This window comes from Aquirufa regiilacus, from assembly GCF_032470275.1.
Taxonomy (GTDB): Bacteria; Bacteroidota; Bacteroidia; order Cytophagales; family Spirosomataceae; genus Aquirufa; species Aquirufa regiilacus.
In genome coordinates this window covers 41,905-59,843 of the sequence record NZ_JAVNWW010000004.1, presented here as the reverse complement: position 1 = coordinate 59,843, position 17,939 = coordinate 41,905, and the positions used below count along the sequence as shown (strand labels likewise).

General features: G+C 41.4%; 16 protein-coding genes. 7 read left to right on the top strand and 9 right to left on the bottom strand.

The window, feature by feature from the left end; genetic code table 11:
* The first annotated feature begins 33 nt into the window (after window positions 1-33).
* A complete protein-coding gene (locus PQG45_RS08895; RefSeq protein WP_315574284.1) occupies window positions 34-381 on the top strand; it encodes a LytR/AlgR family response regulator transcription factor in 348 nt (115 codons plus the stop codon).
* Here PQG45_RS08895 and PQG45_RS08890 read toward each other — a convergent pair.
* The 7 genes from PQG45_RS08890 to PQG45_RS08860 all read right to left on the bottom strand — a co-directional run bounded on the left by PQG45_RS08890 (window position 378) and on the right by PQG45_RS08860 (window position 7,011).
* On the bottom strand, window positions 378-1,079 hold the full coding sequence (locus tag PQG45_RS08890; protein ID WP_315574283.1) for a DUF5672 family protein: 702 nt from the start codon (window positions 1,077-1,079) through the stop codon (window positions 378-380). The two genes, PQG45_RS08895 and PQG45_RS08890, sit on opposite strands and share 4 nt — an antisense overlap.
* A 2-nt stretch (window positions 1,080-1,081) precedes the next feature.
* On the bottom strand, window positions 1,082-2,068 hold the full coding sequence (locus PQG45_RS08885; protein WP_315574282.1) for a glycosyltransferase family 2 protein: 987 nt from the start codon (window positions 2,066-2,068) through the stop codon (window positions 1,082-1,084).
* Window positions 2,069-2,079: 11 nt separating this feature from the next.
* A complete protein-coding gene (rsmG, locus tag PQG45_RS08880; protein ID WP_390825301.1) occupies window positions 2,080-2,712 on the bottom strand; it encodes a 16S rRNA (guanine(527)-N(7))-methyltransferase RsmG in 633 nt (210 codons plus the stop codon).
* 35 nt (window positions 2,713-2,747) lie between these two features.
* On the bottom strand, window positions 2,748-3,935 hold the full coding sequence (locus tag PQG45_RS08875) for a tetratricopeptide repeat protein (protein ID WP_316070711.1): 1,188 nt from the start codon (window positions 3,933-3,935) through the stop codon (window positions 2,748-2,750).
* Between the two features lie 16 nt (window positions 3,936-3,951).
* Window positions 3,952-5,508, bottom strand: a complete 1,557-nt coding sequence (locus tag PQG45_RS08870; RefSeq protein WP_316070710.1) for an Rne/Rng family ribonuclease — start codon at window positions 5,506-5,508, stop codon at window positions 3,952-3,954.
* Window positions 5,509-5,840: 332 nt separating this feature from the next.
* Complete coding sequence (locus PQG45_RS08865; protein WP_315574278.1) at window positions 5,841-6,683, bottom strand: tetratricopeptide repeat protein; 843 nt, start codon at window positions 6,681-6,683, stop codon at window positions 5,841-5,843.
* Between the two features lie 31 nt (window positions 6,684-6,714).
* Entirely contained in the window at window positions 6,715-7,011 is a 297-nt protein-coding gene (locus tag PQG45_RS08860; protein ID WP_315574277.1) for an HU family DNA-binding protein, read from the bottom strand.
* 151 nt (window positions 7,012-7,162) lie between these two features.
* Here PQG45_RS08860 and mutY point away from each other — a divergent pair, with 151 nt between their 5' ends.
* The 5 genes from mutY (at window position 7,163) to PQG45_RS08835 (ending at window position 12,047) form a co-directional block, all read left to right on the top strand.
* A complete protein-coding gene (mutY, locus tag PQG45_RS08855) occupies window positions 7,163-8,236 on the top strand; it encodes an A/G-specific adenine glycosylase (RefSeq protein ID WP_316070709.1) in 1,074 nt (357 codons plus the stop codon).
* A gap of 49 nt (window positions 8,237-8,285) precedes the next feature.
* Window positions 8,286-8,741: a single-stranded DNA-binding protein gene (locus tag PQG45_RS08850; RefSeq protein ID WP_316070708.1), complete on the top strand. Its 456-nt coding sequence runs from the start codon at window positions 8,286-8,288 to the stop codon at window positions 8,739-8,741.
* Between the two features lie 78 nt (window positions 8,742-8,819).
* On the top strand, window positions 8,820-10,172 hold the full coding sequence (gene gldE, locus PQG45_RS08845; RefSeq protein ID WP_316070707.1) for a gliding motility-associated protein GldE: 1,353 nt from the start codon (window positions 8,820-8,822) through the stop codon (window positions 10,170-10,172).
* A 34-nt stretch (window positions 10,173-10,206) separates the two neighbouring features.
* Window positions 10,207-11,109 carry a hypothetical protein gene (locus PQG45_RS08840; protein WP_316070706.1) on the top strand — a complete coding sequence of 301 codons (903 nt, stop codon included), beginning with the start codon at window positions 10,207-10,209 and terminating at the stop codon, window positions 11,107-11,109.
* On the top strand, window positions 11,106-12,047 hold the full coding sequence (locus tag PQG45_RS08835; protein ID WP_316070705.1) for a hypothetical protein: 942 nt from the start codon (window positions 11,106-11,108) through the stop codon (window positions 12,045-12,047). The genes PQG45_RS08840 and PQG45_RS08835 overlap by 4 nt, the downstream gene beginning before the upstream one ends.
* Here PQG45_RS08835 and PQG45_RS08830 read toward each other — a convergent pair.
* On the bottom strand, window positions 12,037-14,313 hold the full coding sequence (locus tag PQG45_RS08830; RefSeq protein WP_316070704.1) for an ATP-dependent helicase: 2,277 nt from the start codon (window positions 14,311-14,313) through the stop codon (window positions 12,037-12,039). The two genes, PQG45_RS08835 and PQG45_RS08830, sit on opposite strands and share 11 nt — an antisense overlap.
* Window positions 14,314-14,446: 133 nt before the next feature.
* Complete coding sequence (locus PQG45_RS08825; RefSeq protein WP_316070703.1) at window positions 14,447-14,800, bottom strand: hypothetical protein; 354 nt, start codon at window positions 14,798-14,800, stop codon at window positions 14,447-14,449.
* 317 nt (window positions 14,801-15,117) lie between these two features.
* Between PQG45_RS08825 and PQG45_RS08820 the strand changes: the two genes are divergently transcribed.
* Window positions 15,118-17,916, top strand: coding sequence for a TonB-dependent receptor (locus PQG45_RS08820; RefSeq protein ID WP_315574269.1), 2,799 nt, complete (start codon window positions 15,118-15,120; stop codon window positions 17,914-17,916).
* Window positions 17,917-17,939: the final 23 nt, after the last annotated feature.

Sequence of the window (17,939 nt, the reverse complement as noted above, 5' to 3'; positions counted from 1 at the left end):
GAATAAGCAAATTGCTGAATTTAAAGCGTCTTTATGCTATTTGAAGAAAAGTTACATGTGTTACCTGCTTTTGTACTTGATGGTACTGAGGTATTGCCGCTCGATATTTTACTCGTCCGAGGAGAAGGTAATTATTCGCATGTGATTCTCAAGGATGGTCGGAGATTTTTGTCTTGTAGAACCTTGAAATATTTCGCTGATGTCCTTGAGCTTGGCGGATTTATTCGCCCATCTAAGTCGGCATTAATTAATCCTGCTGCGATCCAGCACATTGATTTCAAATCACAAAAAGCAATTCGTTTAATTAACGACGAAATCATTCCGATTTCAAGACGCAAGGTACGCTCGATGCGACTCTTATTTCAAGGCGCCGAGGTTTAGTCCTGCGGAATAAATTGTTTCCAGAATGAAGGATTGTAGCGTTCCCACGCGTGGCATCCAAAGGGTAATTCGCCCAATAACTCATACGAAATTTTTGGATTTTGTTCGATTGCAAAGGATAAGGCTTCCTTCCAATGTGGCAATCGAAGCAAAAATCGAAAGGGAATAGCTCTTTTCTGGGCAAATGAAAACATAGCATCTTCATTGGCCAGCCATTCCTTGAAAAAAAGTTGGTAGATTTTAATATAACGCAACAATGGTTTTACCCGACGTAAGGAAAGCCCTCCATTAAATAATACAGGATTGCAACTTGCTTGGCCCGCTAGATGGTGTTTGCGTAGCTTCGGTGCTCCGATGTAATCATATCCTTTGTCACACCATGCCAACAAATTATCTTCGAATACATAGGCATCTAATTGATAAATTAAGATGTAATCGAAGTTGGGAAATGCTTCGTAAAAAATTGGGCTGGTCAGAAGCTTATTATAGGATTTTGTACTCGTAAAGTATTCGTCGCTGAATCGTATAGTATTTGGAGTAATACCATATGAACTTAAAAAGGAAAGATTTAACGACTCAGGCGCAACAAAGATCATGGGATGTTTTCCCAATACTCGGACACATTGCCTTAGTGAAACCGCTTCTTGTGGGTTTAACGTTGTTTGATAAAGGGGAATGATGACTGCGACCTTTTCCATGCTTATTCAAATAGATCTCCCAATAAAGGTCTCCACCATTTTCCGCCTTCTTCTAGTTGGTAAGATCCTCTTATAGCGTGTTTTACAACCGGAATGAATCGAAGAAGTCTGTTTGCTGGTAGATTTGCACGCATGCGATAAAATGCCTCACGGCGGAGTAAGGCTGTGGTAATTTCAGCATTCACTTCTTTTTCGTCTTCAAAGTGTTTCAGAAGTGCATGTGCGATATCAGCCTTTTTGCGAAGTGTACCTAATTTATCTTCCCGTGACCTCGTAAATCGTTGCAAAAGTGATACATGGGCCGGCTTACTTTTAAAGCCAACTTGCTGATTGGAATGTTCGCGGTATTGAATCAAACAGGTATTGATAAACCCAATTTGGTTGGCCATACTTAAGTTGAGTGCAATCCATCCATCGTGTATGAGTTCTTTGGTAATATTGGGTACAGCTCCAATTTTTGGTAGGGCACGTTTCTTAACGGCTAATGCCGCCCCGGTTACCACATAGCCTTTTAAAAGTATTCGGAAGGACCCTCCCGCTTGCCACAGATTTTGTACCTCAGCAGTGAATTCAATTTGTTCAAAGGATGTCTTGCCCGTCGGAAAACCGGCTTGGTCAATCATCGTAGCGTTTGAGAATACGGCTTCTTTATCTGGATTTTCAGCTAGGTAGTTGACGATTTTTTCAACTTTCTCCGGCATCCAAACGTCATCTTGATCGCATAGAAAAATCAAGTCGCCCTGGCATAATGCCATACATTGTTCAAAATTCTTGCTACTTCCTAAATTGACAGGATTACGGTGAACTTGCACAGGAAATACAACCTGTTTGCTAAAACGTTCAATAATCGCGAGTGTTTCATCTGATGAACCATCGTCACAAACAACTAACTCATGAATAGGCATGGTTTGTTGCTTGATGGATTCCAATTGTTTGGATAGGAACTCCGCACCATTAAATGTGCACAATGCGACGGATATTTTCTGCATAGTCTCCTAAATTACATCGGAACGTAAACTAGTTTTTTGGTTTCGAAAAAATCTTCTTTGAAATACGACGTAAGGTCAGTCACCTTCGCTTTTTTGCCTAATTCAGCAATTTCTTCCGTTAGTTCACCCCCTTTTAAGAGCAGTAAGCCATTGCGTTGCGTGTGAAAATGGTTAGGACTGATTTTATTTTTCACCCAGTAATAGAACGGGGTGAGGCGCGTTACGGCCCGACTAATAATAAACTCAAAATCTTGATCTACATCTTCTGCGCGCATGTGTTTGGCTTGGACATTACTTAATCCAAGTGCTTCAGCAACTCCTTCCACAACCTTGATTTTTTTACCAATGCTATCGACAAGTAAAAATTGCGTTTCAGGGAATAAAATGGCTAAGGGTATTCCTGGAAAACCGCCTCCTGTTCCTACATCTAAGACTTCTGTGCCTGGACGAAAGGGAAGGAATTTGGCGATGGCCAAGGAATGTAACACATGGTGCAACATCAAATTTTCGATATCCTTGCGTGAAACCACATTGATTTTTTCATTCCACTCGTTGTACAAGGGTAAAAGTTGGTCAAATTGTGCTTCCTGCTCTTCCGTTATTTCCGGAAAGTATTTTTTGATTAATGCTGCGTTCATTTCCATGTGATATCAAAGGTACGAATTTCCATTAAAGGTCCTTATCTCCTTTTGCGCCGCGCCTTCTTGGCTTCAGCTAATAATTTTTTTGCCTCTATATGTTGGGCCGATTTCTTTTCCGCCTTATCTAAGACCTCTTTGCAGTAATCAACGGTCTTATCAAAATCATTTTCTTGATAAGAGATGCGCGCAAGTCCTAGCACAGATGCCCAATAATAGCCAGATTCAAACGAATCTGTTTGCTTGCTGAAATCCATGCATTGTTGGAAATATTGCTTCGCTTCAGGTCTGTTTTTATAAACATACAATTGATAATAACCCAAAATGTAACTGGCATACCTGCCCGAAACCGCTTCGTATCCCACTTGATGCTGTGCGATGCGATTCAATATGGCCTTGGATTGTTCCATCGCTTCGTCCATGCGCCCTACGATGAATGCCGCGCGGGCATGGTAGCGATGGAAGAAAGGATTATCGGGGTAGTTTTCGTGGGTGTACTTAGCTAAATCATACGATTTATCCGTCATATTTTCCATGGCGTAAATCTGCAAGAGAAAATAGCGTGCCTCGGTCCGCGTGTAAAATGCCTGGTAGCTAACCTTTTCTAGTTGGGCCACACCTTGCATTTTATTCGCCTTCGGGAAAAGCCAAAGCACGGGTCTTAATAAGGGAAAGTTCTGTTTGATGAAGTGATAATAGTAATTGTACAAGCCGTCCCCAAACATCAACTCGGGGCTGAAATCCGCAAAATTCCGCGAATATTCGAGGTATTTTAAGGCATTTTTGGCAGCGAGGGTCGCTCGTGTCCAATTCTTGCGTTCGGCATGTAAGCGTCCTTTAAATCCATATGCGGCAGCCATGAAAAAGGCCGCTTCTGGATTTTCCGTTTCATCCCAAATCTTTTCCGCCTTATCGATGCTGCTGTCCATGTACTCGATCAAGTGTTCATCATAGACTTCATTGCCGGTATTAGGCACAATTTTCCACCACTGCATGAGTCCTAGAAGGAAGTCGGGAAGGGGATGATTCGGATATTTAACCTTCAGGTAATTGAATTCGCGTTCCGCTTCGGGGAAGTGGAAATTGTACATTTGATTGATGGCCGTGGTGGCTTCAATTTGTACTTCAGAGGTGAGTAGGAGCATGCCTTTTGAGCGCTCTTTTTCGGCTTCTTCCGTTAACTTCCACCATTGGCCCTCTGCTTGAAAGGCCAATGGTAGTGTTAACAAGAATAAAATAAATATCCTAAGATGAGATTTCAATTGCATCTCCGTTTTGGTTTAAGAATTTAAATTCTGTAATGCCAAACGAGGAGTCTTCCATGATGGAAATCCAGGTTTTGTATTTGAAAAACCAATTCATTCGAATGGATGGGAATCCTTTCGTGAAATACGCATGCAAGAATGGATGAACCAATAATGTCAATTTCTTTTCATTTTGCTTCAATACCAAATGTTCCACATGCTGGGCAACAATCTCAGATACCGCAATACTTGCTGTAATCGTGCCTGTCCCACCGCAACTTGGGCATGTTTCATGTGTCGAAACGTTCATCTCCGGACGAACACGTTGACGCGTAATCTGCATCAAACCAAACTTCGTTAACGGTAGAATGGTATATTTTGAACGATCACCACGCATCTCATCACGCATGATATCTTGAATCATTTTGCGATTTTCTGCCTTCTTCATATCGATGAAGTCGATCACAATGATTCCGCCCATATCACGTAAACGTAATTGACGTGCAATTTCTTTGGCAGCTTCGCGGTTGACACTCAAGGCCGTAGCTTCTTGATCTTCTTCCGAATTCGATTTATTGCCTGAATTGACATCGATAACGTGCAATGCTTCGGTATGTTCAACGATCAAATAGCCACCACCGGGTAAAGATACCGAGCGGCCAAAAAGCATTTTCAATTGCTTTTCGATGCCTACTTGTTCGAACAACTTTGTTTTGCCCGTGTGAAGCTTAACAATCTTTTCTTTCTCCGGAGCGACGTTATGTACATAGTCTTTCGCTTCGTTATAAAGGTCTTGGCTATCAACAATAACATTGTCAAAATCGTTGTTTAATAAATCGCGCAACATAGATGTCGCCCGACTCATTTCTCCAATGATTCGTTCGGTCGGTTTTGCATCAACTAATTTTTTGATGCCTTCTTCCCATTTCGCGATAGACTCTTTCAAGTCACGCTCCATTTCTTCCACCGCTTTTCCTTCAGCTACTGTACGTACAATCACCCCATAATTTTTGGGTTTGATGGACGTCATTAATTTTTGAAGGCGGTTGCGCTCAGCTTTTGACGTAATTTTCTTTGAGATGTTGACCCCGTTTGAGAACGGTACCAATACCAAAAAGCGTCCAGCTATGGAAATATCGCAGGAAAGGCGTGGGCCCTTCGTAGAGATAGGCTCTTTGACAACTTGCACTAAGGCTAATTGTCCACGAGTCAGTACTTTATCGATTTTGCCTAATTTGTCAATTTCCGACTCCAGTTTGTAATTCTCCAACTTGATGGTCTTGCCTTTTTTGGTTAAGACGTCACGGGTGAATTTTTGAAGTGTATTTAAATTAGGACCTAGGTCATGGTAATGCAAGAATGCATCTTTTTCATAACCAATATCAATAAATGCGGCGTTTAATCCAGAAACCAATTTTTTAATCGTACCCAAGTAAATATCTCCAACAGAGAATTGTGGTTCCGATTGTTCAATGTGGTATTCTACGATCCTTTTGTCTTGCAAAAGGGCTATTCTATCACCCTTGGGTGTAGAATTAATGATTAATTCATTACTCACAATGTTGACAAGAAGAATGTTTTATAAGGGCTAACGCCCGAATATTTAATATACAGGAAATTAAACGCCAAAAACAGGCTATTTATTGTTAGATAAAATGCCTGTTCTTGGGTTTTGCTAACAATCTCAAAATGAAACTGTAAACCTTATATTATTTCTTCTTATGACGATTCTTACGAAGACGTTTTTTTCTTTTGTGTGTTGAAATCTTGTGACGTTTTCTTTTCTTTCCGCAAGGCATAGCTTTGAGCGTTTAAGTTTTTAATAATTTACCAAGCTGACTTTCAGCTTTCTATTGTTGTGAAGACACGTAAATCGCATCTCTACAGTATTTAATGCTGCATTTCTGCAAGCAATTCGTTTGCGGCTTTTTTCTCCTCAGCATCTTTACTTTCGTTCAGAACGCGCTTCAGAATCTTTTTAGCCTCTTCTTTTTTATCTAACTGGGCCAAACAAAATCCGAGGTTTAATGCGGCTTTGTAGTTGTTTGGTTCCAGCTTCAATATCTGGGTGAATCGTTCTTGACCTTTGCCAAATTGATTCGATTTAATGGCTAATATACCTAAATTGAATATCGCCGGCACGAAAGTCGGCTCTTGTTCAATCACTTCCCTTAAAAGGCTAATGCCTTTCATCGGTGTAGGTGTATCTACATAAGTCATCGCCATATTCGTCTTAACCATTAGGTTATTCGGATCGAGCGATAACGCTTTTTCAAAATAGTTACGCGCTTTTTCGCCTAGGATTTGACCCTTTTTAGCATTGATTGCGTAGGTTTGTGCTTCAAAATACAATTGGCCTGCACGTAAAATATGCGTCAATGTCGCATGTTTATTTGCATATTCCGCTGCGTAATATGCAGCACTATCGTATTTGTCGGCGCCAATAAAAGCTGTTGCCAATTTCTCCAATGCGGATACTTCTTGTGCCTCAGTTTTGGCTTGTTGCAGGATTACTTTTAATGCTGCAATTTGTTTTTGCTGTTCCGGAGTTAAGGGAGTAGCATGGCTATTTTCAGTTTCTGTTTGCGCAGTTTCTTTCGCTGCAGCATCTCGATTTGCCCCTCCTGCCACGGAGTTTTCTGTTTTATTGCTCACATTTCCCTTGGGTAATTGGAAAATGAGGGCTACTAAACCAAGGCCAACACATAAAATGATCGCAAGCGTTTTATTCATTTTATTGACCTATTTGCTTAATCAAATTGAATTAAGCTTTCGCAGGGTCAGTGCTTGTTTTAACTTGTTCTATGAACACTTTTGCAGGCTTGAAGCTTGGCACATAGTGCTCATCAATGGTAATGGACGTGTTTTTCGAAATATTACGCGCGATTTTCTTCGCTCTTTTCTTATTGATAAAACTTCCGAATCCACGAACATAAATATTTTCTTGTTTCGCTAGGTTATCCTTTACTACTTCAAAGAAGTTTTCTAACGTTTCAGATACATCTTTTTTATCTATCCCTGTTTTGCTGGAAATCTCAGCAATTACATCTGCCTTAGTCACGGTAATGAGTCTTTATTGATTCGTTGATTCTATTTCGTTCCCCCTTGCTTTCAAAAGGGACACAAAAGTAAGGTTTTTCTTTAAAAGGGGCAAATGAAAAAGCGATATTTATTTTTTTGCTTTTAGGTAGCCCATTATCTTTGATGCTTTCATGAAGAAAGTTACAAATCACCCCTTTGCCGAAACATTAATTACTTGGTACAAAGATCATGCCCGAGATTTGCCTTGGCGAAGAACGAATGACCCTTATGTGATTTGGTTGTCGGAGATTATTCTCCAACAAACGCGTATCGCCCAAGGCTTACCGTATTTTTATACCTTGACGGAGGCTTTTCCTACTGTATACGATTTAGCTGCAGCGGATGAAACAACGTTATTTCGTCACTGGCAAGGCTTAGGCTATTACAGTAGAGCTCGAAATTTGCACAAAACAGCCAAACATGTGGTTGATATGCTTGACGGGAAATTCCCTGAGACCTATTCCGAGTTAATTAAATTGCCAGGCGTAGGTCCTTACACGGCAGCGGCCATTGCTTCATTTGCCTTCGGTGAAGCAAGTCCTGTCGTCGATGGGAATGTCTATCGCATTTTAGCCCGTTATTTCGGAATTGAAACGGATATTCTGCATGCTTCTGCCCGCAAAGAGTTTACGGCATTGGCACAAGAATTAATTCCAAACTCGGATCCAGCCCGATTCAACCAGGCCATCATGGAGTTTGGCTCTTTACAATGTAGCCCAAGTCCCGATTGTGGAAGTTGTCCGCTAATCAGCTCCTGTTTCGCCTACCGGGAAGAGCGGGTTAACCAGTTACCCGTTAAGTCGAAAGCGAAACCCCAACGAATTCGCCATTTTCAATATTTTATCATCGAGCAGGCAGGGAAAGTGCTCGTTCATCAGCGGCAAGCCAAAGATATTTGGCAAGGATTGTGGGAGTTCTTTTGCGTGGAATCACCCGACCTGCAGGAAGCGATTAATTTACATCCATTTTTGTCACCACTCATGGGACATGCTGTGGCTTTACAAGCGCCCGGAGTCCATGTATTAAGTCATCAGAAAATCATTTCAGCCGCCTGGTTGGTACAATTACCTTCGAATTTCAAGTTTGAAAAACCGTCAGATTATCAGTGGATTTTGTCATCCGAATTCGAGCAATTGGGTAAGCCGGTGTTGTTATTAAATCTGATTACTGATAATATTGCATTGAAGGAAATATTGGAAGGCTAGAAGATGTACATTTGGCTGTTCAATTACCTAACCTTTAAACAATACAATTATGGCAGGCGTAAACAAAGTGATTTTATTAGGCAATTTAGGCGGAGATCCTGAAGTGCGTGCATTACCCAATGGGGTAAAAGTGGCGAATATCAATATCGCAACATCGGAAGCTTATACGGGGAAAGATGGCCAGCGTGTCGAGCAAACAGAATGGCATCGTGTGGAATTATGGGATAATTTGGCCAACATTGCCGAACAATATTTGCGAAAAGGGAATCAAGTATATATCGAAGGAAAAATACGTTCAGAAGAGTGGCAAGATAAGACCGGCGCCACGGTGCGTGGTTATCGTATTCGTGCAACAAACATGAATTTGATTGGAGGACGCAATGAAAAGGGAGCTGATGCGCCAGAACGTCCAAAGCCAGAAGCGGTTAACTTAAATGCCCCTGCGGCGAATGTGAACCCTTTTCCTACGGTAATGCAGGAGGAAGGCGATGATTTGCCATTTTAAATTTTCAATAAGAAGAGGGAATATAGGATGACTGTATTCCCTTTTTCTTAAATTTGTGCGTACTGTGCACATTAAAATATGGAGGCTGACCCCTTTCCCATTCATTTACTTACTGTCATTGATCCCAACCTTCCTTTAAGTTCGGTGTTTTTCATCGGGATTATTTTGATTGCTTTGCTTTTTCTTTCTGCCCTATTGGCAGGTTCGGAAGTTGCCTTCTTTTCCCTGAATGCGGATCAGCGGGCGGCGCTTCGTGATAGCGATAATCCTGCGGAGAAGGCGGTGAGTCTACTTTTGGATAAACCCCAACAGCTTTTGGCGACCTTGTTGATTGCTATTAACTTTGTTAATATCATCTTCATTACGCTGTCCAACTATTTGACAGAAATGATTTTAGGACCACAATCAGTAGGGACTTTAGTCGTGACTTTATTCTTATTGTTCGGTGTCACGTTCATCATCACATTTTTCGGCGAATTGATTCCAAAAGTTTGGGCACAACAAAATAATATTCGCTTTGCGACGTTCTCTGCTACGTTAATTCAATTTTTTAACGTGGTTTTTACTCCACTTTCAAGATCTTTATTGGCTATTTCCAATTTGATTGAAAAGCGAATTGAAAAGAAATCTTACACATTGACCGCGCACGAATTGAACCATGCGTTGGAGATAACGACCGACGAGAATACAACGGAACAGGAGAAGGATATTCTGCGTGGCATCTTGAATTTTGGCAATACATCCGTTAAATCCGTCATGAAAGCCCGACGCGACATTGTCGCCTTTGATACGGAAATGGACTTCCATGAATTGATGGATAAAATCAATAAAAATGGATATTCACGTGTGCCTGTTTTCAAGGAAACCATTGATAAAATTGAAGGGATCTTATACATCAAAGATTTGTTGGTTCATGTAGAAGAAGACGAGAAATTTGATTGGATTTCGTTGTTGCACCAACCGTTTTTTGTGCCTGAAAACAAGAAAATTGATGACTTGCTTTACGATTTTCAAGAGAAGCGGGTGCACATGGCGGTCGTGGTGAACGAATATGGGGAGACAGAGGGACTCGTAACCATGGAGGATATTATTGAGGAAATTGTGGGAGAAATCAACGATGAATTCGATGATGAAACCGCTGATTATAAACGCCTGGACGAACAAAATTATCTGTTTGAGGCTAAAACGTCCTTAAATGATTTTTGTCGGGTTTTCGATTTAGATGTCGTTTATTTTGAAAAGGCAAAAGGAGAAAGCGAAACCTTGGGAGGTTTAATGATCGAGTTATTTGGTCGGATTCCAAATTCCGGTGAAGAAATGGCCTGGGAGGATTTTGAATTTAAAATTCAATCTGTGGATGCTCGACGCGTTAAAAAGGTGAAGGTTACGAATAAGAAGAATGATACGCTTACTGCTGAAAATGATAATTAGATACAAGTCCTTTCTGTCTATATTACTTGTTGGGATGAGCTTTTCAGCGTGTATCACCGTGCTGCCTGAACCGCCAGACCCCACACAAGGGGAATCTTCCTTTGAGAATGCCGTTGATCGAGGTGCTTTGGATAATCCTAGAATCATGGAGGCATCGGGCATAGGTGCGAGTAGAAAAAATCCGGGCTACTTTTGGGTAACAAACGATTCAGATGTTCAAGGCCCGATGTTGTATCTGATCGACTCCTTGGGCAAAGGGAAAAAGGAATATTTATTGAGTGGAGCAACCCACCGGGATTGGGAAGATTTGGCTGTCGTAACGGAATCCGATGGTTCTGCCACTGTTTACGTGGCTGATTTTGGCGATAATTTTCAAGACAACCCGAATTATGCTATTTATTGGTTTAAAGATTTAGCTATTACATCAAATCCCTACACGGTATTAACGGATATTAATAAATTAACCTTTCGCTTGCCAGATGGCTTTCGTGATATGGAAACCTTGTTAATTGATCAGAAATCCAAAGATATATTTGTGATTACGAAGCGGGAAAATAGTAAGCGTTTATATAAAATACCCGCAGCGAGGGTGCTGAATGGGACGACAGTCACAGCGGAATATATTCAAGATTTAACCTTCTCGACACCGTTTTCGAGTGATGCAAAAATCCAACAAGCCTATTTCTTAACCGGAGGAAGTGTTTCTCCGGATAATTCGGAAATACTGATTCGTAATTACATTGGCATCTATTACTGGAGGCGCAAAACGGGGGAAAGTATTCCGGAGGCGCTTCTGCGTCCCGCGAAGGCTGTACCTTATTTATTAGAGCCCCAAGGAGAAGGAGTAACGTTTTCTTTAGATGGTTCAGGGTATTACACCCTTTCAGAATCACCTGATTTAGTGCCTGCTCACCTGTATTATTATAAGAAAAAGTGAGAAATAGAAGTCGGATACAGGTATTTGTGATGGGCTTGCTCGTTTGGGCATGTCAATCTTTTTACATTGGGGATTCCGACCAATCTCAAACGCGCTTTTCGAATACGAAGGATGTAGGAGTCTTGGCTAATATTGAAATCGATGAGGCATCCGGCATGGTTGCCTCCCTTCGAAATCCAGGAAATTTTTGGGTTATCAATGATTCGAAGGATTTGAATCGTATGTTTTTAGTCAGTGAAACAGGTCAAGGGAAAGCCGAATTTAGCCTATTGGGCTTACATAATCGCGACTGGGAGGCGATGGGCCGCTGGCAGAATCGGACAGGTCAAACCTATTTGTATGTAGCGGATATCGGGGATAATTTTGCTCAAAATGCTAGCTATCAAGTTCACCGCTTTTTAGAGCCATCTTTGAAATTAACAGATCCTTTGCGCCGAGTTATTAAACACACCCAAAGTTTGGAATTTACGTTGCCTGACGGCTCACGTGATATGGAATGCATGCTGATTGATCAGGTTACCGGCGATCTTTATTTTATCTCCAAACGGGAAGATCACAAGCGTTTATATCGCTTGCCTGCAGAAGCATTTGCGTCCAAGGGAATTCAGAAAGCTCAGTTTATCTACGAATTGAATTTCTCCATTCCCACGTCAGACCTCAGCTTGCTTAAGCAATTGTATTTCATTACGGATGGGAATGTGGCATCTTCCAACGAAGAAATCATTATCCGCAATTACTTGGAAATTTATTACTGGAAAAAGCAAAAACATGAAAGCATTGCAGACGCGCTTCGTCGGACGCCGCGTATTGTTCCTAGTATACTTGAACCACAAGGGGAAGCTTTGGCTTTTGACGGCATGAATCAAGGCTATGCAAGCATCTCGGAGATTGCAAGTTTATCGAGTCCAGCGCACTTGCATTACACCGCTAAGCGATAATCATTAGTTTCGCGAAACTTAATAGCAAGGTTTTTTCCCCCACGCCTTGTTCGAACAAAATGTGTGCTTTGCGTTCGGCGCCATTGACCTCCAACTTCTGAATCGTCCCAAAACCAAATTTCTGATGTTCTACCCGCTGTCCAGCAGCTAAACTCAATGCGTCCGATTGCACAAAATTCGCTGAAGGGACATGTTGGTAATTCGTATTCTGCTTCGGTTTTTGAATCAATTGAGCGGCACTTGCACTGGTGGATTTCTCCACGAAACCCGTTTTTTGAACGGGTCTAAAATTGGATGTGTCCTTCTTTCCTGGCGTTTTCGCCATTTTGAGGTAGGTGCTGTCAAGTTCATCGATGAACCGACTCGGCTCACAACTTTTTAATCGGCCGAATTGATAACGGGATTCCGCATAGGAAATCATCAGTTTTTTCTCCGCTCGTGTGATGGCAACATAGAACAAGCGACGTTCTTCTTCGAGATCCGCTTGGCTTTGCAACATCATTTGACTCGGGAATAAATCTTCCTCTAATCCTACTAAAAATACATGCTTAAACTCCAGTCCTTTGGCTGAGTGAACCGTCATCAAGGTTACTTTGTCCTTATCGTTCGGGTCTTCGGTGGTGTCAGCGTTTGTGAGCAGGGAAACCGACTGCAAGAAAGTTGACAACGATTTGTCCTCATTTTCTTCAGAATCCACAAATTGCTTGATGGCGTTCAGTAATTCTTGTACGTTTTGGTAGCGCGCTAAGCCTTCAACCGTTTTGTCTTCATATAATTCACGAACCAATCCCGATGTTTTAGCAACGTGACTAGCGATTTCGTAGGCATCTTTTTGTTCCACCTCGACCATCAATTTATATGACTTGATCAAGTCGGCGAATTGTTCAATCGGTGCCGTGCCGCGCACGCCTTGGAATTGATTAATATTTGCGACCACATCCCAAACCGTTGAACTTTGCTCACCGGCAGTTAAGGAAATTTTGGCGATGGTGGTATCTCCAATCCCGCGTTTCGGTAAATTAATGATACGCTTGAAAGCTTCTTCATCTTGTTGGTTTACCACAAAACGTAAGTAGCCCAAGACATCCTTGATTTCCTTCCGTTGGTAGAAAGATAAACCGCCGATAATCCGATACTTGATATTTAAGCGACGCAAGGATTCCTCAAAGGAGCGAGATTGAGCATTGGTCCGATACAGAATGGCAAAGTCGGAGAAGCGTAAACCTTCCTTTTGACAGGTTTCAAATATGTTGGAAGCAATGATGCGTCCTTCTTCGTTATCGCTTCCGGCACGAATGATTTCGATCTGATCGCCATCTTCATTCGAGGTAAAGACGTCTTTCTTTAATTGGTTTTTATTCCGTGCGATGACTGAGTTCGCCACAGCGACGATGGCTTTCGTGGAACGGTAGTTCTCTTCGAGTTTGATCGTCGTTAAATCGGGGTAGTCACGCTCGAAATTGAGGATATTTTGGATGTCGGCCCCGCGGAAGGCATAAATACTCTGCGCATCGTCACCTACAACACAGATGTTTTGATGAACGGCGGAAAGCTTTTTGGTGATGAGATATTGGGATACGTTGGTATCTTGAAATTCATCCACCATGACATGCTTGAATTTGTGTTGGTATTTGTGCAACACATCCAGGTGATCGCGGAAAAGAATATTTGTCTGAAAGAGCAAATCATCAAAATCCATGGCATTTGCCTGGAAGCAGCGCGTACAATATAATTTGTAAAGCTGTCCCATCATGGGGATTTTGGCGTAACGATCTTCCTGTTCTAAAACGGGGCTGTTGATGTATTGTTCGGGGCCAATCAGCCGGTTTTTCGCATTGGAGATTCGGTTTAAGACCAAATTGACCTTATAAATTTTATCATCTAGATTTTGCTCTTTGATGAGCGTCCGGATGAGGGATTTGGCATCGTCGGTATCGTAGATGGAAAAATTGGAGGTATAGCCCAAACGTTCCCCTTCAAAGCGTAGGATTTTGGCAAAGACGGAGTGGAAAGTACCCATCCAGATGTTTTTGGCTTGCGTCCCGATGACACTTTCGATCCGATGGCGCATTTCGCCGGCGGCCTTATTCGTAAAGGTTAAAAGCAGAATACTGAATGGATCGACGCCCTTATCGATTAAATGGGCTGTGCGGTAGGTCAGCACGCGGGTTTTTCCCGAGCCGGCACCAGCAATGATCATTAGGGGACCATCGATGTGTTCGACTGCTTGTCGTTGGGGCTCATTCAGACCTGCCAGGTAATCCATAGGGTATAATTTAAATTCAATTGGGGGGAGCAAAAATAGGAAATTTTGACGGGTAATTCGATGTGTAAATTGATAAAAAAAGGCGCAGAATGTCCGCGCCCTTTTACCCTTAATCTTTCACTTGTTGACTTACCTATTGGACAGCGACTAAATCGCGTTTTACTTCCGTTAGGATGTTGAATGTTTTGGATTGAATGACCTGTTTTTTGGCATTTAGGATTTCCATTTTATACTTTCCGTCCAAAAGGTTTGCGAAGTTGTACAACTTCTTGCTTGCGATTACTTCTTGGTGGATGATATTTTGGTCTGCATCGTAAATGATGACTACAAGTTTCGAATTCGGTTCAGCGCTAACTAGGAATTTCATTCTTCCCACTTGGTTGATGCTAACAGGTAAGCTTAATCCGGTTGCCATTGCTTGGGGAGTCATGGACATGCTCGTTGCGAAGAAGGCAAGAGCCATTGCATTGATGATGTACTTTTTCATACTCGTTTGATTTTAAAATACTTAGGCGGAAATATTTCCGTTTGTTGGCTCAAATCTAGGCTTTATGGATTAGCCACAAATTAAATCCGTGTAAAATTTGATTTTTTCAAGAAAGTTCTTCTTAAAAAAATTATAATTCAGGGAATTGTGCAAATGTGTACCGGATTTTCATGAGCCCCAATTTCAATGTTATCAAATTGTTAAGGAATAGGTATTCCTTTTAACGATTTTGTAATACTTCGTTAATTAACTCGTAATAGCGCTGGTGGTTTTTCAGGGTAGTTTTGCATCGTAAAATTCACCAGTATTAAAATCACATGAAAACCATTAAAGTATTAGTATTATTCGTTTTATCAACAGTAACAGCCATCGCACAAGATGGAGGTACCATCCGAGGTACTATTAAAGATTCAAAAACAAAAGAAGACATTATCGGAGCAACGATTCTCGTTCAGGGAATTAATAAGGGTGCTGCTACTGACATCAACGGTTTTTTCTCTTTCGGCAAATTGCCTGTAGGCTCTTATTCATTGAAAATTTCATTCGTAGGCTACGAATCTAAAATCTATGAAGGTGTTAAGGTTGCGGCTAATCAAGTAACCGAACTTAATCTTTCGTTAGCAGAAGAGTCGGCAACGTTAGCCGAGGTGAAAGTAGTCGCTCAGAAATTAACGAATACAGAGCAATCTGTGATTTCGGAAATTAAGGCGGCTCAATTGGTCGTTAGTGGTATTTCTGCCGCACAAATCACAAAGACATTGGATCGTACGGCTGCTGAAGTTGTGAAACGCGTTCCGGGTGTTACGATTTTCGGCGAGCGCTTCATCAACATTCGTGGTTTGAATGAGCGTTACAACACCGTTCAATTAAATAATGCATTTGCACCATCAATGGAAACGGATGTTCGTTCGTTCTCATTTGACATTATTCCTGCGGGTCAAATTGACCGTATTTTGGTATTCAAATCTCCATCAGCTGAAATTCCAGGTGAATTTGCTGGGGGTGTTGTGAAAATCTTTACCAAATCTATTCCGGAAAATAACTTCTTAACACTTGATATCTCAAGCGCTTACCGCGAAGGAACAACCGGTGCTGCATTTTTTGCCACAAAAAATGCCAACATGGCTTGGACAGGTTTTGATCAAGGCTATTTTGATTTGCCTAAGTCTTTCCCAATCAATCGTAGCGCCTTAATCAATACGGGAGCTTCAGGTATTGATGCCATTGGTGCTTCCTTGAAGAACAATTGGGTGCCGGTAGAATCTAATGCAATGCCTGACATGCGTGCATCCTTAGCGGGTGGACTTAAATTTGATTTGGGTTCCGTTCGTATTGGTAATGTGACGGCTGTCAACTATTCTAACACGCGTTCTATCTTTAAAATGGAGCGTAATGACTGGGGATATAGTAATATCCAAACGACAGGAGAGCCAGATGAGATTTTCAATTATGTTGATAATCAATATTCAAATGCGATTCGTTTAGGTGTTTCACACAACTGGTCGGCGCGTTTCGCAGGTGGATCTGTAATTGAATTCAAAAATTTATTTAATCAATTAGCGAATACACAATACATTCAGCGTTCAGGATTTGACAATGGTTCGAACTGGGATATTCGTTCATTCGATCAGGTATTCAGAGGTATTTACACGGGTCAGTTGACCGGCCGTCATGAATTTCAAGAGGGTAGCCTAAAAACGGATTGGATGGTAGGTTACAATTCAGCTTATCGTAACCAGCCGGATTACAAACGTTTCCGTTACAATGTAGATGGTTCATCGAGCAGCTTATTTATACCAAACGGTGCTGCACAGACATTTTTGTTGGGTCGTACCTACATCAACATGGACGAGTCATCTTATACAGCGGCGTTTAATCTTGATAAACGAATCAAAGTAGGCGATGAGAAGGAATTGGATTTCAAAGCAGGTTTATTCTATGAAGATAAGGTACGTGATTTCGGTGCACGTAACATTGGTTATGTGAAATCGACGCCATCGTTCCAGACGACCTTGCCTATTGACCAATTGTTTTCTCCACAAAACTTCAACTCGAGAACAGGTATAAAGATTGATGAGCAAACGAATCCGAATGACTCATACAATGCAACAAACAATTTGTTTGCCGCTTATGTCTCTGCGAATTATGCCTTAGGCAAGAAGTTTAATGCTATTGTGGGTGTTCGTGCAGAACAAAATAGCCAGAAGCTGAATTCAGCGGATTTGGTAGGGAAGGCCATCAACTACGATAACACGCGTTTGGATGTGTTGCCATCCTTGAACTTGACGTATAATTTCACGGAGAAGTCCTTGTTACGTTTGGCTTACGGAAAGACATTGAATCGTCCAGAATTCCGCGAGTTAGCTCCTTTCTCTTTCTATGATTTTGTTAATAACCGTACGGTTTCAGGTAATCCAACTTTGAAGAATGCTGAGATTCAAAACTTTGATTTCCGTTATGAATTTTATCCTACACCGACGGAGTTAGTAAGTATTGCTGCATTCTACAAGGACTTCACAAACCCGATTGAAGTTGTGTTTGCTTCAGGTGCTAACCCAATCTTGAATTTCTCTAATGCGAAGTCGGCCTATTCAACAGGTATCGAAGCAGAATTCCGCAAGAACTTAAACGCGAATCAGCCGAATACAATTTTAGGAAGAACAAGTTTTGTATTCAACGGTACATACATTTTTAGCCGCGTTAAATTGGATGCGACGGTAGCGAAAGATCAATCTGACAACCGTCCATTGCAAGGTCAATCGCCTTATATTGTGAATGCTGGTTTGAATTATAATGATGCCAAAAAGGGTTTACAATTGAATTTTAATTATAACGTCATTGGTAAACGTATTTTCGCTGTGGGTAACAACTTTGGGTCTCCATACCCAGATTGGTTTGAGATGCCACGTAACGTGATTGATTTTAGTTTTTCAAAGCAATTGACAAAAGCGATCATGCTTAAAGGTGGTGTGAGCGATATCTTGAATCAAGGAAATACGATTTTACAAGATGGTAACCAAGATCAGGTTTTTGATCGTAACCAAGATCAGACCATTCAAAACTATGCGCCTGGTCGTGTAGCTTCATTAGGACTTATTATTTCTCCATTTAATTAATCAAACAATTTAATCAAACAAAA

Excerpts from the sequence above, each read along its gene's own strand:
- PQG45_RS08895 (WP_315574284.1), top strand. The coding sequence starts at position 34 with ATGCTATTTGAAGAAAAGTTACATGTGTTACCTGCTTTTGTACTTGAT.
- PQG45_RS08890 (WP_315574283.1), bottom strand. The coding sequence starts at position 1,079 with ATGGAAAAGGTCGCAGTCATCATTCCCCTTTATCAAACAACGTTAAAC.
- gldE (WP_316070707.1), top strand. The coding sequence starts at position 8,820 with ATGGAGGCTGACCCCTTTCCCATTCATTTACTTACTGTCATTGATCCC.
- PQG45_RS08885 (WP_315574282.1), bottom strand. The coding sequence starts at position 2,068 with ATGCAGAAAATATCCGTCGCATTGTGCACATTTAATGGTGCGGAGTTC.
- PQG45_RS08825 (WP_316070703.1), bottom strand. The coding sequence starts at position 14,800 with ATGAAAAAGTACATCATCAATGCAATGGCTCTTGCCTTCTTCGCAACG.
- mutY (WP_316070709.1), top strand. The coding sequence starts at position 7,163 with ATGAAGAAAGTTACAAATCACCCCTTTGCCGAAACATTAATTACTTGG.
- rsmG (WP_390825301.1), bottom strand. The coding sequence starts at position 2,712 with ATGGAAATGAACGCAGCATTAATCAAAAAATACTTTCCGGAAATAACG.
- PQG45_RS08840 (WP_316070706.1), top strand. The coding sequence starts at position 10,207 with ATGAGCTTTTCAGCGTGTATCACCGTGCTGCCTGAACCGCCAGACCCC.
- PQG45_RS08820 (WP_315574269.1), top strand. The coding sequence starts at position 15,118 with ATGAAAACCATTAAAGTATTAGTATTATTCGTTTTATCAACAGTAACA.
- PQG45_RS08830 (WP_316070704.1), bottom strand. The coding sequence starts at position 14,313 with ATGGATTACCTGGCAGGTCTGAATGAGCCCCAACGACAAGCAGTCGAA.
- PQG45_RS08865 (WP_315574278.1), bottom strand. The coding sequence starts at position 6,683 with ATGAATAAAACGCTTGCGATCATTTTATGTGTTGGCCTTGGTTTAGTA.
- PQG45_RS08850 (WP_316070708.1), top strand. The coding sequence starts at position 8,286 with ATGGCAGGCGTAAACAAAGTGATTTTATTAGGCAATTTAGGCGGAGAT.